The organism is Comamonas sp. GB3 AK4-5, from assembly GCF_041320665.1.
Taxonomy (GTDB): domain Bacteria; phylum Pseudomonadota; class Gammaproteobacteria; order Burkholderiales; family Burkholderiaceae_C; genus Comamonas.
Genome location: NZ_CP166730.1, coordinates 1,990,507 through 2,003,991, shown reverse-complemented (window position 1 = coordinate 2,003,991; position 13,485 = coordinate 1,990,507). Strand labels below are relative to the sequence as shown.

The 13,485-nt window shown below is 63.4% G+C and carries 10 protein-coding genes and 1 riboswitch; of the genes, 7 read left to right on the top strand and 3 right to left on the bottom strand.

Going from position 1 to position 13,485, the window contains the following annotated elements:
• The first annotated feature begins 72 nt into the window (after window positions 1-72).
• Window positions 73-561 carry a hypothetical protein gene (locus tag ACA027_RS08945; protein WP_370682020.1) on the top strand — a complete coding sequence of 163 codons (489 nt, stop codon included), beginning with the start codon at window positions 73-75 and terminating at the stop codon, window positions 559-561.
• A gap of 175 nt (window positions 562-736) precedes the next feature.
• Window positions 737-2,182 (top strand): IS1182 family transposase, encoded by a 1,446-nt coding sequence (locus ACA027_RS08940; protein ID WP_370678848.1) that lies wholly within the window; start codon window positions 737-739, stop codon window positions 2,180-2,182.
• 311 nt (window positions 2,183-2,493) lie between these two features.
• On the opposite strand, the gene ACA027_RS08935 is transcribed toward ACA027_RS08940, so the two are convergent.
• Window positions 2,494-3,000 carry an Lrp/AsnC ligand binding domain-containing protein gene (locus tag ACA027_RS08935; RefSeq protein ID WP_370682019.1) on the bottom strand — a complete coding sequence of 169 codons (507 nt, stop codon included), beginning with the start codon at window positions 2,998-3,000 and terminating at the stop codon, window positions 2,494-2,496.
• A gap of 89 nt (window positions 3,001-3,089) precedes the next feature.
• On the opposite strand from ACA027_RS08935, the gene putA reads away from it, so the two are divergent.
• Window positions 3,090-6,869, top strand: coding sequence for a trifunctional transcriptional regulator/proline dehydrogenase/L-glutamate gamma-semialdehyde dehydrogenase (gene putA / locus ACA027_RS08930; RefSeq protein WP_370682018.1), 3,780 nt, complete (start codon window positions 3,090-3,092; stop codon window positions 6,867-6,869).
• Window positions 6,870-7,666: 797 nt separating this feature from the next.
• Here putA and ACA027_RS08925 read toward each other — a convergent pair.
• The gene (locus tag ACA027_RS08925; RefSeq protein WP_370682017.1) at window positions 7,667-7,819 is read right to left on the bottom strand and encodes a hypothetical protein; all 153 of its coding nucleotides are present in this window, start codon (window positions 7,817-7,819) and stop codon (window positions 7,667-7,669) included.
• Between the two features lie 49 nt (window positions 7,820-7,868).
• Complete coding sequence (locus tag ACA027_RS08920) at window positions 7,869-8,894, bottom strand: sulfate ABC transporter substrate-binding protein (protein WP_370682016.1); 1,026 nt, start codon at window positions 8,892-8,894, stop codon at window positions 7,869-7,871.
• Between the two features lie 148 nt (window positions 8,895-9,042).
• Here ACA027_RS08920 and ACA027_RS08915 point away from each other — a divergent pair, with 148 nt between their 5' ends.
• From ACA027_RS08915 to ACA027_RS08900, 4 genes are all read left to right on the top strand, one after another.
• Complete coding sequence (locus tag ACA027_RS08915; RefSeq protein ID WP_370682015.1) at window positions 9,043-9,315, top strand: oxidative damage protection protein; 273 nt, start codon at window positions 9,043-9,045, stop codon at window positions 9,313-9,315.
• Between the two features lie 147 nt (window positions 9,316-9,462).
• Window positions 9,463-9,557: riboswitch (glycine riboswitch) on the top strand.
• A gap of 175 nt (window positions 9,558-9,732) precedes the next feature.
• Window positions 9,733-10,398, top strand: a complete 666-nt coding sequence (locus ACA027_RS08910; protein WP_370682014.1) for a trimeric intracellular cation channel family protein — start codon at window positions 9,733-9,735, stop codon at window positions 10,396-10,398.
• Between the two features lie 195 nt (window positions 10,399-10,593).
• Window positions 10,594-12,504, top strand: coding sequence for an FAD-dependent 5-carboxymethylaminomethyl-2-thiouridine(34) oxidoreductase MnmC (gene mnmC, locus ACA027_RS08905; RefSeq protein ID WP_370682013.1), 1,911 nt, complete (start codon window positions 10,594-10,596; stop codon window positions 12,502-12,504).
• A 108-nt stretch (window positions 12,505-12,612) separates the two neighbouring features.
• Window positions 12,613-13,458: a type 1 glutamine amidotransferase gene (locus tag ACA027_RS08900; protein ID WP_370682012.1), complete on the top strand. Its 846-nt coding sequence runs from the start codon at window positions 12,613-12,615 to the stop codon at window positions 13,456-13,458.
• Window positions 13,459-13,485: the final 27 nt, after the last annotated feature.

Genomic DNA, 13,485 nt, shown 5'->3' with positions numbered 1-13,485 from the left:
GCTGTCGGTCACCCAGTCGGCATAATTTGGCCAAAAGAAGACATCCTCGGATGTTGATATTCAAAGGCCCCAATGCAACGCTCACTCTACTTCTGCAAGTCGTGGTTTGCGGCTAAAAAAATTCCCATCGAAGTTTGGACGGAAGCACAAGCCAAAGCCGCGCATAAGGTTGGTCGAAACTACACAGTCCTGGCTGACTCGCTTGAGCGTCCTTTCTGCAACTTAACGGTGACCCCAAAGGCTGTTTTCGTGGACTTCCTCGATGAGCATTTGCGTGCGGCGTTGTCTTATCAATTCCAAGAGATGTCAGCAGAACACTATTTCCTCACGATGGCGGTGCATCGTGAGTACCAAGGGGAAACCGATAAGGTGACACATGGGACCTGCTACATCTTTAAACAGAATGGCGACGTCCAGATTCATCGCGAGTGCTTCGAGCCTGTGTACGGGCTTGAGACTGCCAGCACGCGCGCCGACGTTTCGTCAAATTACGAGCCAGCTCCTCAGTTCGGGCAGTATGAAAATTTCATGCGGAAAGAGCGGCAATTGCGACAGACATAGGACCAAAGAAGCCTAATACCGTTTGGGTACAGTTGGTCGCCAAGGGCACGTCTGAACGCGCAATTGAGTGACCGCTGGCCGCAATGCCAGGAATGGGTCGAGGCTGTGTGAAAACGCTTGGCCGCTCACGCTTCAAAATTTAAAATCACAGCACCCGGTTTTAGCGAGGTGACCCATGAAGCGATTCATTGAAGGCCAGGCCCGCGAGCAAGTGACCTTGCTGCCCGAGTGTCTCGATGACTTTGTGGGTGTAGACAATCCCGTGCGCATTGTCGATGCGTTCGTTGAAGAACTGGACTTGTGTTCGATGGGCTTTGATGGGGCAACACCTGCAGCCACAGGTCGCCCGGCTTATCACCCTGCGGTACTGCTCAAGGTCTACATCTACGGGTATCTCAACCGCATCCAATCCAGCCGCTGCCTGGAGCGTGAAGCGCAGCGCAATGTGGAGCTCATGTGGCTCACTGGCCGTTTGTCACCTGACTTCAAAACAATCGCTGATTTCCGTCGAGATAACGGCGCAGGCATCCGCAATGTATGCCGCCGGTTCGTAGTGCTGTGTCGTGATCTGAAGCTGTTTACCAAGGCTCTGGTAGCGATTGATGGCAGCAAGTTCAAAGCCGTCAACACTCGTGACAAGAACTTCACCTTGGGCAAGATTGACAAGCGCCAACAGCAGATCGAAGAAAGCATTCAGCGCTACCTGGCAGATCTGGATACAGCAGATCGCACGCAGCCTGCGGAGCTTGAGGCGCGGACCACCCGACTCCAAGACAAGATAGCCTTGCTGCGCAAACAAATGCAGGCACTCGATGAGGTGAAGGAACAACTCAAAGAGCAGCCGGACAAGCAGCTATCAACAACAGACCCAGATGCCAGATCCATGGCCACCAGTGGCCGAGGCTCTGGCATGGTGGCCTATAACGTTCAGGTAGCGGTAGATGCCAAACATCATCTGATCGTCGCCCATGAAGTGATCAATCAAGGCCATGACAGAAGTGCTCTTGCTTCCATGGCACTGGCTGCACGCAAGGCCATGGGCAAACGCAAGCTGCAAGCCATTGCGGACCGTGGCTATTACAGTGGTGAGCAGATCAAAGCATGCGAAGACACTGGTGTAGCAGCCATTCTTCCCAAGCCCAATACATCTGGTGCGCGTGCCAAAGGCCGCTTCGATCGCTCAGACTTCATCTACATCCAGAAAGATGACGAATACCAGTGCCCCGCAGGACAGCGGGCCATCTACCGCTTCACCCGCGAGGAGGCAGGTCTGCAAATGCGACGCTACTGGAGCAGCGCTTGCAAACAATGCCCAATCAAATCCCAGTGCACGCCCAGCGATTACCGCCGCATCAGTCGATGGGAGCACGAAGACGTCGTGGAGCGAGCGCAGCAGCGTTTGGACCAAATGCCTGACGCCATGATGGTGAGAAGGCGGACGGTGGAGCATGTGTTCGGCACGCTCAAGCATTGGATGGGGTACACGCACTTCCTAACCAGGCGGCTGCCGAATGTGAGCACCGAGATGAGCTTGAATGTGCTGGCCTACAACCTTAAGCGAGTGCTTGGAATTCTTGGGTTCGCAAGAACCATGGCTGCAATGCGTCTGGTAGGCAGGTGAGCCCTTTTAAAGGGTGAAATTGGAGTCAGAAACGGCGTTGGATGCCCGATTGGGAGGGGACAGGTCGTTCTTGAGGGAAAAAATCTTCAACACCACGAAATGCAAGAGCTTGTTGACCCATTGGCTGAGATGCCGGTGAAGTTTTTGAGTTTCCACACAGCCTCGGTCGAAAAAAGCCCTCCACAAAACCACTTTTCTAGGTCAATGTCCACCGACAAGGCCGAAAAACTCACCACCTACACCGGGTGGTGAGCAACCCCAGCAGCACCGCATACCGCGCGACAAGGCTCTCCAAAGGCAAAGGCCAGGCCTTACCCCAGCGCCAGCTTCGCCCCGTCCTTGACCTCTTCCATCACCGCATAGGTACGCGTCTCGCGCACACCGGGCAGTTGCCACAACACGCGGCCAGCGAATGCGCGGTAGGCCTGCATATCGGCCATGCGGGTCTTGAGCAGGTAGTCAAAGCCGCCGGCCACCATATGGCACTCCATGACTTCGGGGTGGACCTGCACGGCGGCCTTGAATTCATCAAACACATTGGGGGTGGTGCGGTCCAGCAGCACCTCCACAAACACCAGCATGCCGGCGCCCAGCTTGTGGGGGTTGAGCCGTGCCTCGTAGCCCAGGATGAATTTTTCGCGCGTGAGGCGTTGCACGCGGGCCAGCACGGCCGTGGGTGACAGGGCCACGCGCTCTGCCAGCTTGAGGTTGGAGATGCGGCCGTCTTCTTGCAATATGGCCAGGATGCGCCGGTCTATGCGGTCCAGCGTGCCGTCATCGTCCGCAGGCTTTGGTGAGTTGTTCGTCGGTTCAGACATTTTTCGGAATTTTATTCGGTACACATTCGGAAATCATCGCGCCATTCCATTCACGGCCTTGCACCGACTTGTATTGAGGGAGCGTTTCCATGTCCAGCCACCTGACTGCTGCCGCTGTGCACACCGCCGAAGCGGTGCGCTATTTTGCCGCCGGCCCGGCCCCTGCCACGCCTTTGCGTGCGGCCATTACCGCGGCCTGCCGCATCCCCGAGCCTGAGGCCGTCGCCCCGCTGCTGGAGCAAGCCCGCCTGCCTTCGGCCATGGCCCGGGCCGTGCAAGACATGGCGCTGCAATTGTCGGAGCAGCTGCGCGCACGCAAGCCTGGTGGCGGCAAAAGCGGCCTGGTGCAAGGCTTGCTGCAGGAGTTTTCGCTGTCCAGCCAGGAAGGCATTGCGCTGATGTGCCTGGCGGAGGCCCTGCTGCGCATTCCCGACAATGCCACACGCGATGCGCTGATCCGCGACAAGATTCGCGATGGCAACTGGCACAGCCATTTGGGCAAAAGCCCTTCGTTGTTCGTCAACGCGGCGGCCTGGGGCTTGCTGCTGACCGGCAAGCTGGTGGCCACCCACAGCGAAGGCAGCCTGGGCTCGGCGCTGGCGCGGCTCACGGCCAAGGGGGGCGAGCCCTTGGTGCGCAAGGGCGTTCATATCGCCATGCGCATGATGGGCGAGCAGTTTGTCACCGGCGAAACCATAGGCCAGGCCCTGGCCAATGCCCGCCGGCTGGAGGCCCAGGGCTTTCGCTATTCCTACGACATGCTGGGCGAGGCCGCCCTCACCGCCCAGGATGCAGAACGCTATCTGCAGTCCTATGTGGAGGCCATACACGCCATTGGTTTGGCAGCCAACGGGCGCGGCATTTACGAGGGGCCGGGCATTTCGATCAAGCTCAGCGCCCTGCACCCGCGCTACAGCCGCGCCCAATATGGCCGAGTAATGAGTGAGCTGCTGCCGCGTGTGCTGCAGCTGGCCGAGCTGGCCTGCAAGTACGACATCGGCCTGAACATCGACGCCGAAGAGGCCGACCGGCTGGAGCTGTCGCTGGACCTGCTGGAAGCCCTGAGCCAGGCCCCATCGCTGGCCGGCTGGAACGGCCTGGGCTTTGTCATCCAGGCCTACCAAAAGCGCTGCCCCGCCGTCATCGACTATGTGATCGATCTGGCTCGCCGCAGCCGCCGCCGGCTGATGGTGCGCCTGGTCAAGGGCGCCTACTGGGACAGCGAGATCAAGCGCGCCCAGATTGATGGCCTGGCCGACTACCCGGTCTACACCCGCAAGGTGCACACCGATGTGTCCTACCTGGCCTGCGCGCGCCGCCTGCTGGCCGCGCCCGATGCGGTCTACCCCCAGTTCGCCACCCACAATGCGCAAACCCTGGCCAGCATCTACCAGATGGCCGGGCCCGAGGGTTATGCACGCGGCCAGTACGAGTTCCAATGCCTGCACGGCATGGGCGAGTCGCTGTACGAGCAGGTGGTAGGCCCCATGCAACGCCCCTGCCGCATCTACGCCCCGGTGGGCACGCATGAGACGCTGCTGGCCTATCTGGTGCGCCGTCTGCTGGAAAACGGCGCCAACACCTCGTTTGTGCACCGCATTGCCGACCCCAGCCTGTCGCTTGCGGAGCTGGCGGCATCACCCATCACAGCGGTCGACCAGGCCGCCGCCACCGAAGGCCTGCTGGGCGCCCACCACCCGCACATCCCTTTGCCCAGCCAGCTCTACGGTGCACAGCGCAGCAACTCCCAAGGGCTGGACCTGGCCAGCGAGGCCGTGCTGCAGCCGCTGCAGGCCGCACTCACGCAGGCTCTGACCACCCGATGGCATGCGGCGCCGCTGCTGGCTGTACCGCCGCAAGCCGCAGCCAGCCATCCGACCCAGGCCGTGCGCAACCCCGCCGACCATGGCGATGTACTGGGCACGGTGCGTGCGGCCACGCTCCCCGAAGTAGAGCTGGCTCTGCTTGCTGCACAAGCCTCTGCGGCCGATTGGACCCAAACCCCTCCCGCCGAGCGCGCGCGCCTGCTGCGGGCCGCGGCCGATGCCTACGAGGCCCAGCTGCCCCAGTTCATCGCCCTGCTGCTGCGCGAGGCCGGCAAGACCGCCGCCAATGCCGTGGCCGAGGTGCGCGAGGCCGTGGACTTTTTGCGCTACTACGCCACCCAGGTGCAGCGTGACTTTGCCAACGCCACGCATATTCCGCTGGGCCCGGTGGTGTGCATCAGCCCCTGGAACTTCCCGCTGGCCATCTTCACCGGCCAGATTGCGGCTGCCCTGGCCGCCGGCAATGTGGTGCTGGCCAAACCGGCCGAGCAAACGCCGCTGATTGCCCATCTGGCCGTACAACTGCTGCAGGGCAGCGGCATTCCCGCCGGCGCGCTGCAACTGCTGCCCGGCGAGGGCGAAACCGTGGGCGCCGCCCTGGTGGCCGATGCCCGGGTGCAAGGCGTGCTGTTCACCGGCTCCACCGAGGTGGCACGCCTGCTACAGCGCAGCCTGGCCCAGCGCCTGCGCCCCGACGGCCAGCCCGTGGTGCTGGTGGCCGAAACCGGGGGACAAAACGCCATGGTCGTGGACTCCTCCGCCCTGGTGGAACAGGTGGTGGGTGATGTGCTGAGTTCGGCCTTTGACAGCGCCGGCCAACGCTGCTCGGCCCTGCGCCTGCTGTGCGTGCAGGAAGACGCCGCAGAGCGCGTGCTGGACATGCTGCGCGGCGCCATGCAGGAGCTGGCATGCGGCAACCCCAGCGCCCTGACCACCGATGTGGGCCCGGTGATTGATGTGCAGGCCCAAGCCGGCATCCAAGGGCATATCGCGGCCATGCAGGCCAAGGGCCGCCACACCACCCAGGCGGCACTGAGCGCCGCAGTGGCCGCCGCCGGCTGCTATGTGCCGCCCACGCTGATCGAGATCGCGTCCATAGACGAGCTGCAGCGCGAGGTGTTCGGCCCGGTGCTGCATGTGCTGCGCTGGCGCCGCCACCAGCTGCCCCAGCTGCTGGACCAGATTGCGGCCACCGGCTACGGCCTCACCCAGGGCCTGCACACCCGCATCGACGAAACCGTGGACCTGGTGCTGGCCCGCGCCCAGGCCGGCAATCTGTATGTCAACCGCAATATGGTGGGCGCCGTAGTGGGCGTGCAGCCCTTTGGCGGCGAAGGCCTGTCAGGCACGGGGCCCAAGGCCGGCGGCCCGCTGTATGTGCTGCGCCTGCTGGCACGCCACCCAGGGCAATTGCGTGCCGTGCTGGAGCGCGCCTGCGGGCCGGCTGCAAACAGCGCGCCGCAACACAGCGCTGCCCTTCAAGCCCTGGCACATTGGGCCACCGCCCAAGCCGGGCAGCCGGGCTTGCACACCCTGTGCCAGCAGCTGCCCGCCCAATCCCCGGTCGGCCTGCGCTATACCTTGCCCGGCCCCACGGGCGAGCGCAACACCTACACGCTGCTGCCCCGCAGCCAGGTGCTGTGCCAGGTGGATGGCGGCCCGGACAGCCACAACGCCCTGCTGCACCAGCTGGCCGCCGTGCTGGCCGTGGGCGGCCAGGCACTGTGGGCCGCCCGGCATGCCCCGCTCTACCGCCAGTTGCCAGTTGCTGTGCAGCCATGCATCACCTTGCTGGCCGACAGCAGCGCGCCACACACCGAGCCGGTCACGACCGCTGTGGATGTGGCCCTGCACTGCGGCAGCGCGGCGTCACTGCAGGCCCTGCAGCAGCAGTTGGCAGCGCGCAGCGGCCCGCTGGTGGCCTGCCAGCATATGGACAGCGCCCAAGCCACCATCCCCCTGGAGCGGCTGCTGCTGGAGCGCGCCGTGAGCATCAACACGGCCGCTGCCGGTGGTAATGCCAGCCTGATGACCATGGCCTGATACAGCTTGGGGCCCCAAGCCCCAGGCTTTATCTGCCCTACCACGCCTCTCGCACAAAACCCTCACGCCATACTGACAGCCCGCCCCATTCTCCCCAAATATTGCTTTTTGTCAGATTTTTTCTCTACCTGACATAATCCGCTTGAATCAAGCTTTCAAACCCGGTTAATATACGCACTCCAAACCACAGTGCTCTTTATTCATGGGATTCCGAGAGGGGGGAGAGTCCGATTGGTAGACCGTGCAGGACCTGTGGTTTGGAACCTCCAAGTTGAGAACAAGGCGCCCCAGGCGCCTTTTTATTTTTTTGGTTTCCTTTTGGCTCTTTCTCCGCGCTTTCAGCATTCCTTTTGGTGCCAACCGGCCACAGCCCGCACCCAGCCTGCATAAGCTGCTATACAACGCAGCGCTTTCTGCCTTTCGAGGGGCTTGCGCAAAACAGCCCGTGCAGCAGCACAGGCCAGGCGGAATACGCTTTTGGCCATTCCTGGCGGCAGCGAATGCAGAGCCTCAGGTGGATTTACCTGGCCCTGGCTTGAGAGCGCCTCTGGCGTTTCTTCAGCGCGCCCTACACTATTTGCACGCTCATCCAGTCAGCGCTTTGCAAAATATGGTGAAGGCCACACCAAAATCTGCTGCAGCGCAACACCGTTGGGGACATCAAAATCCCGCGCCAGGCACAACGCGTGATTGCGCCTGACCATCCATTCACCCCGGGCTTTCGCGCTGGATGAATGATTCAGGCATTGCCCTCTGCACAGCCGCACCGCATGCCTGTGCAGCGCGCCCTTTTTGTTTCATGCGCCCAGGCAAGGCCTGGGTGTGGTGCGCAGCGACACCCCCCATTGGCGCGCAGTCACCCGCAACAGCTGGCACACATGGGCAGGCGTGACCATGGCGGGCATACGCTTGCGGGTCAAAACGGGCTTGGGTGCAGTCTGTGTGCGCATGGTTAGCTCCTTTTCAAATAGCAGCAGGCCGGATGGGCCCGCCGCATGCTCACTTCTTGGTATAGATCTGGTCGAAGCTGCCGCCGTCGGCAAAGTGGTCCTTGTCAGCCTTGGTCCAGCCGCCGAAGGCCTTGTCTATGGTCACCAGCTCCAGCTTGGGAAACTGGCTGGCAAATTCGGCCGCCACCTTGGCGTCGGTGGGGCGGTAGAAGTTTTTGCCGGCAATGCGCTGGCCCTCGGGCGAGTACAGATACTTCAGGTATTCCTCGGCCACGGCGCGTGTGCCCTTTTTGTTGACCACCTTGTCGACCACGGCCACCGTGGGCTCGGCCAGGATGGACAGCGAAGGCGCCACGATCTGGAACTTCTCGGGGCCGAATTCCTTCAGCGCCAAAAAGGCTTCGTTCTCCCAGGCCAGCAGCACATCGCCCACGCCGCGCTGCACAAAGGTAATCGTCGAGCCACGCGCGCCGGTGTCCAGCACGGGCACGTTCTGGTAGAGCTTCTTCACAAAATCCTTGGCCTGGGCCTCACCGCCGTATTTGCGCTTGGCAAACTCCCAGGCCGCCAGATAGTTCCAGCGCGCGCCGCCGCTGGTCTTGGGGTTGGGGGTGATGACCTGCACGCCGGGCTTGATCAGGTCGTCCCAGTCCTTGAGCCCCTTGGGGTTGCCCTTTTTCACCAGAAACACAATGGTCGAGGTGTAGGGCGCGCTGTTGTGCGGCAGCTTGGTTTGCCAGTCGGCGGCCAGGTGGTTGCCGTTCTTGACCAGGGCATCCACATCGCCCGCCAAGGCCAGCGTGGCCACATCGGCGTCGATGCCGTCGATGATGGAGCGCGCCTGCTTGCCCGAGCCGCCATGCGACTGCTTGATGCTCACGTCCTGACCGGTCTTGGCCTTCCAGTATTTGGCAAAGGCCTGGTTGTATTCCACATACAGCTCACGCGTGGGGTCGTAGGAGACGTTGAGCAGCGTCACCGGCTGCTGCGCCAGTGCCGGCAGAGCGCCGAGGGTCAAGCCGGCCAACAGGCTGGCCAGCAGGGGAAACTTGATAAAGTGGCGGCGATTGGTCATTGAGGGTCTCGGTGGTTCTGGTTGCGTGGCAAACGGTTCTGAATCCCGTTGCTGCGCATTCTGAAACCCCATCCTCAAAACTGAAACCAATAAGATTTCAGTTTGTTATTACTCAAACATCCGAAGAATTTCCCCATAAGGATTCCCCATGGCACGTACCGTTCACTGCATCAAGCTCGGCCAAGACGCGGAAGGTCTGGACTTCCCCCCCTATCCCGGCGAACTGGGCAAGCGCATCTATGAAGGCGTGAGCAAGCAAGCCTGGGCCGACTGGCTCAAGCACCAGACCATGCTGGTCAACGAAAACCGCCTGAACCTGGCCGACGCCCGCGCCCGCCAATACCTGGCCCGCCAGATGGAAAACCATTTCTTTGGCAGCGGCGCAGACGCCGCAGCAGGCTACGTCCCGCCCAGCGCGTAATGCCATGAAGCGCTGAAGAAAGGGTTTCGCCCGGCGCGCCATCCCAGGCAGCACTTGCGGCTGACCCCACACAAAGCCCCTGCGCCAACGCCCTGGGGCTTTGTTGTATGGAAAGTTTTGCAGCGCAGCAAAACCACCTAGAATTCCAGATTCTCTGCGGGAGAGCGAGGCGGCCCCATGGCTGCCTCCGCCGAAGGCGCAAACTCCCATAATCGCTCAGGCCGAAGTACCGCAGAAAACATTCGCCAACTGGAGAGCAGCCCCGCGTGCCCATGCATGCACAGGGCTCACCGAAGGGGCAAGTGCCGCAGCACCAGGGCTGGGGCACGCAACTCTCAGGTACAAAGGACAGCGGGAGAGGCGCACCAGGCAGCGGACAAGGTTCCGGGCCTGGTTTTTTATTGATGGGCCTCAGCCATGCTGCCTTCCATTTCGCTGCTGGAGTCGTTCCAGCTGTCCAACATCACCGTCATGCTGGTGATCTATCTGATTGCCATCACGGCCGAAGCCATGTCGGGCGCCCTGGCCGCGGGCCGGCGCAATATGGACATTTTTGGCGTGGTCGTCATCGCCTTTGTCACCGCCCTGGGCGGCGGCACCATACGCGATATGGTGCTGGGCCATTACCCGATCGGCTGGACCCAGCACCCCGAATATGTCTATCTGGTGATCTCCGCCGGCCTGCTGACCACGGTGGTGGCACGCCACATGATCCGCCTCAAACAGGTGTTCCTGCTGCTGGACGCCATGGGCCTGATTGCCTTCTCGCTCATAGGCTGCAATGTGGCACTGGAGCTGGGCTACCCCACGGTGGTGGTCATCATGGCCGGTATGATCACCGGCATCAGCGGCGGCATTGTGCGTGACGTGCTGTGCAACCAGGTGCCGGTGGTGTTCCGCCGCGAGCTGTATGCCAGCGTCTCCCTCACCGTGTGCCTCCTGTTCCTGGGCCTGCGCGCGCTGGAGGTCAACTCCAATATCAGCACCCTGGTGTGCTTTGTCGGCGGGTTGATGTTCCGGCTGGCCGCCATCCGCTTTCACTGGCGCCTGCCCATGTTTTCTTACCAGCAGCGCTGGGAATAAGCTCCCCCCTGAGTCGCCTTCGGCGCCTTCCCCCAGGGGGACGCTGCCAGCGCGGCGGGGCGGCCCTTGCGCGGCAGCCTTGGTTTGAAGCCCGCCAGTTTTGTGCGCTGCGCCTTTGGGTTTACTCCCTCGCCCCTTTGGGGAGAGGGTGGGGGTGAGGGGCCCGCCCCCAAACACTGATACAGGTTTTTTTCCATGTCCGAACCGATGAGCCAGCTGCCTGATGGCACGCCCTATAACGGCACCGATCGTGTCTGTCTGCAGCAAACGCGCGAGGCGTTTCTGGCTGGCTGCGGTCTGCCAGCAGCCTGGGCGGGGCAGGCCCAGTGGCGAGTACTGGAAACCGGTTTTGGTGATGGCCTGAACTTTCTGGCCACCTGGGCCGCATGGCGGGCCGACCCGCAACGCCCGCGCCTACTGCATTTCACCGCGACAGAGACTTTTCCCGTCAGCGCTGCCGACCTGCTGCGTGCCGCACCGAGCGATCCGCAACTGCGCCCGCTGGCCGAGCAGCTGGCAGCGCGCTTTCACGGTCTGCTGCCCGGTGTGCACCGTCTCAGCTTTGAGAACGGGCAGGTACAGCTGACGCTGTGGGTGGGCGACACCCAGGCCATGCTGCGCCAGCAGACCACGGTGGCCGACAGCATGTATCTGCAGGCTGCACCGCCCAGCCCGGGCCCGGACACCCTCCCCAGTACCTGGGACGTTCACACCCTCAAGGCCCTGACCCGCCATTGCCGGCGCGGCACGCGGCTGGCGGCGGCAACCGTGGACGTAGACATGGGCCTAGGCAATGCACTGGCCCAATGCGGCTTTGCCCTGCAGCCCTCCGCCACGCCCTTGCTGCAAGCCTGCTTCAACCCGGCCTGGGAGCCACGTGTACGCGCACCACAGGGGCCGGCACCGGTCACGCAGCCAGGCACAGCACTGGTCATAGGCGCAGGCCTGGCCGGCAGTGCGGTAGCCCACAGCCTGGCGCTGCGCGGCTGGCAGGTGACGGTGCTGGCCGTGGGCGACGGCCCGGCCGATGGCGCCTCCGGCCTGCCTGCCGGCCTGTTCTGCCCCCATGTCTCGCCAGACGACAGCGTGCTCTCGCGCTTGTCGCGCAACGGCGTGCGCCAAACGCTGCAGCGCCTGCGCGATCTGTGCCATGAAGACGAGGACTGGGCCCCCAGCGGTGTGCTGGAGCATTGCACCGATGGCGGCACCGGCCTGCCCGCCCACTGGGCCGGCGGCCCGGGTGACGATTGGAGCCACGCTGCCAGCCCCGAGCAACTGGCCCGGGCCGGCCTGGCACCGGACACCGCGGCCTGTTGGCACCAACAGGCCGGCTGGGTGTGCCCGGCGCAGCTGGTACAAGCCCAGCTGAACCACCCGCTGATTCGCTTTCAGCCCCTGGCTACCGTGGCCCAGCTGCATCGCATGGCCAGCGGCCGCTGGCAGGCGCTGGACGCGCAAGGCCAACTGCTGGCCGAGGCCGACCTGGCCGTGCTGGCCTGCGGCCCGGCCACGGCCGCGCTGCTGCCCACCAACCTGGGCCTGCACTGGCCGCTGCAAGCCATACGCGGGCAAATCAGCTGGGGGCCACACACCGCAGACAATGCCACCGCCCTGCCGCCCTTTCCGGTCAATGGCAATGGCAATCTGGTGACCCACATCCCACTGCCGCAAGGGCCCAGCTGGGTCATGGGCTCCACCTTTGAGCGCGATGTGACGCAGCTGCCCATCAGCGCTGCCGACCAGGCCGCGGCCCATGCCGTCAACCATGGCAAGCTGTCCACGCTGCTGCCCGCCAGCGGCGCCGCCATGGCGCCCTGGTTCGACCCGCAAGACGCCCGCTGCCAGCCCACCTGGGGCCGGGTGCGCGTGGCCAGCCATGACCGCCTGCCCATTGCCGGCCCGGTGCTGGATGCCCAAGGCCAGGCATGCCCCGGCCTGTGGGCGCTCACGGCCCTGGGGGCGCGCGGGCTCACGCTGTCCGTGCTCTGCGCCGAGCTGCTGACCGCACGCCTGCATGGCGAGCCTCTGCCACTGGATGCCAAGCTGGCCCAGCACCTGGGCACGGAACGGCTGCACAAGCGCAGCGGCATAAAGCCTGCGGCTTGATGCCATCTTGATAGCGCGCCCTGCAATGGCTGCGCGGGCTTGATGGCGCAATTCCTACAGTGGCCCATCGCAACCACTGCGGCTGGCAGACCCAGCCGTTTCAGGGATATGAAGCCTGTCGCCATCCTCCAGCATGAAGCCTCGCAAGGCCCTGGCGTCTTGCTGGACCATCTGCAGCAGCAAGGCATTGCCTACCAGTTGATCCAGCCATGCACCGAAGGCCGTGCCCCCATCCATGCCCGTGACTACCGCGGCATTGTGGTGCTGGGCAGCAACCACTGCGCCAATGAAAACCTGCGCTGGATGGAGCAGGAACGCTGCCTGCTGCAGGACGCACTGGCCTGCGATGTACCGGTGCTGGGCCACTGCTTTGGCGCGCAAATGCTGGCCCGCGCCATGGGCGCCCGCGTCGGGCGCAACCCCTGCCCCAACATTGGCTGGGCACCGGTGTGGGTGACACAGCAGGCCCAGCAGCTGATGCAGCTGCCGCGCCAGGCCGTCATCTTCAACTGGCATTACGACACCTTCGAAATTCCCTGCGGCGCCCGCCGCACCATGTATGGCGCCTGGTGTCTGAACAAGGGCTTTGTCCATGGCCGCCATTGGGCGTTTCAAGGCCACCTGGAAGTGACCGAAGCCAGCGTGCGCGCCTGGTGCCACGAAGGCCACGAAGAGCTGCGACATGCCCATGGCCCCGCCGTGCAGCATGAAAGCCAGATCCTGGCGCAACTCCCCCTGCATATCGCCCAGTTGCACACCATGGCGCTGCGCACCTACAGCGCCTGGACCCGCCAGCTGGAACGACCCGCGCACATCCACCTGGGCCAGCACCGCCCCGCCTGGCCACAGGCCCAGGCATTGCCACCTTCCCCCAGCCTCCCAGACCCAGCGCTGCAATACCAGGCTCCGTTGGCCCGCCAGACCCGGGCTATTTTGGCCTGTGCAGCACATTGAGGCCCTGCAATCGGCAGCATGAAAAAA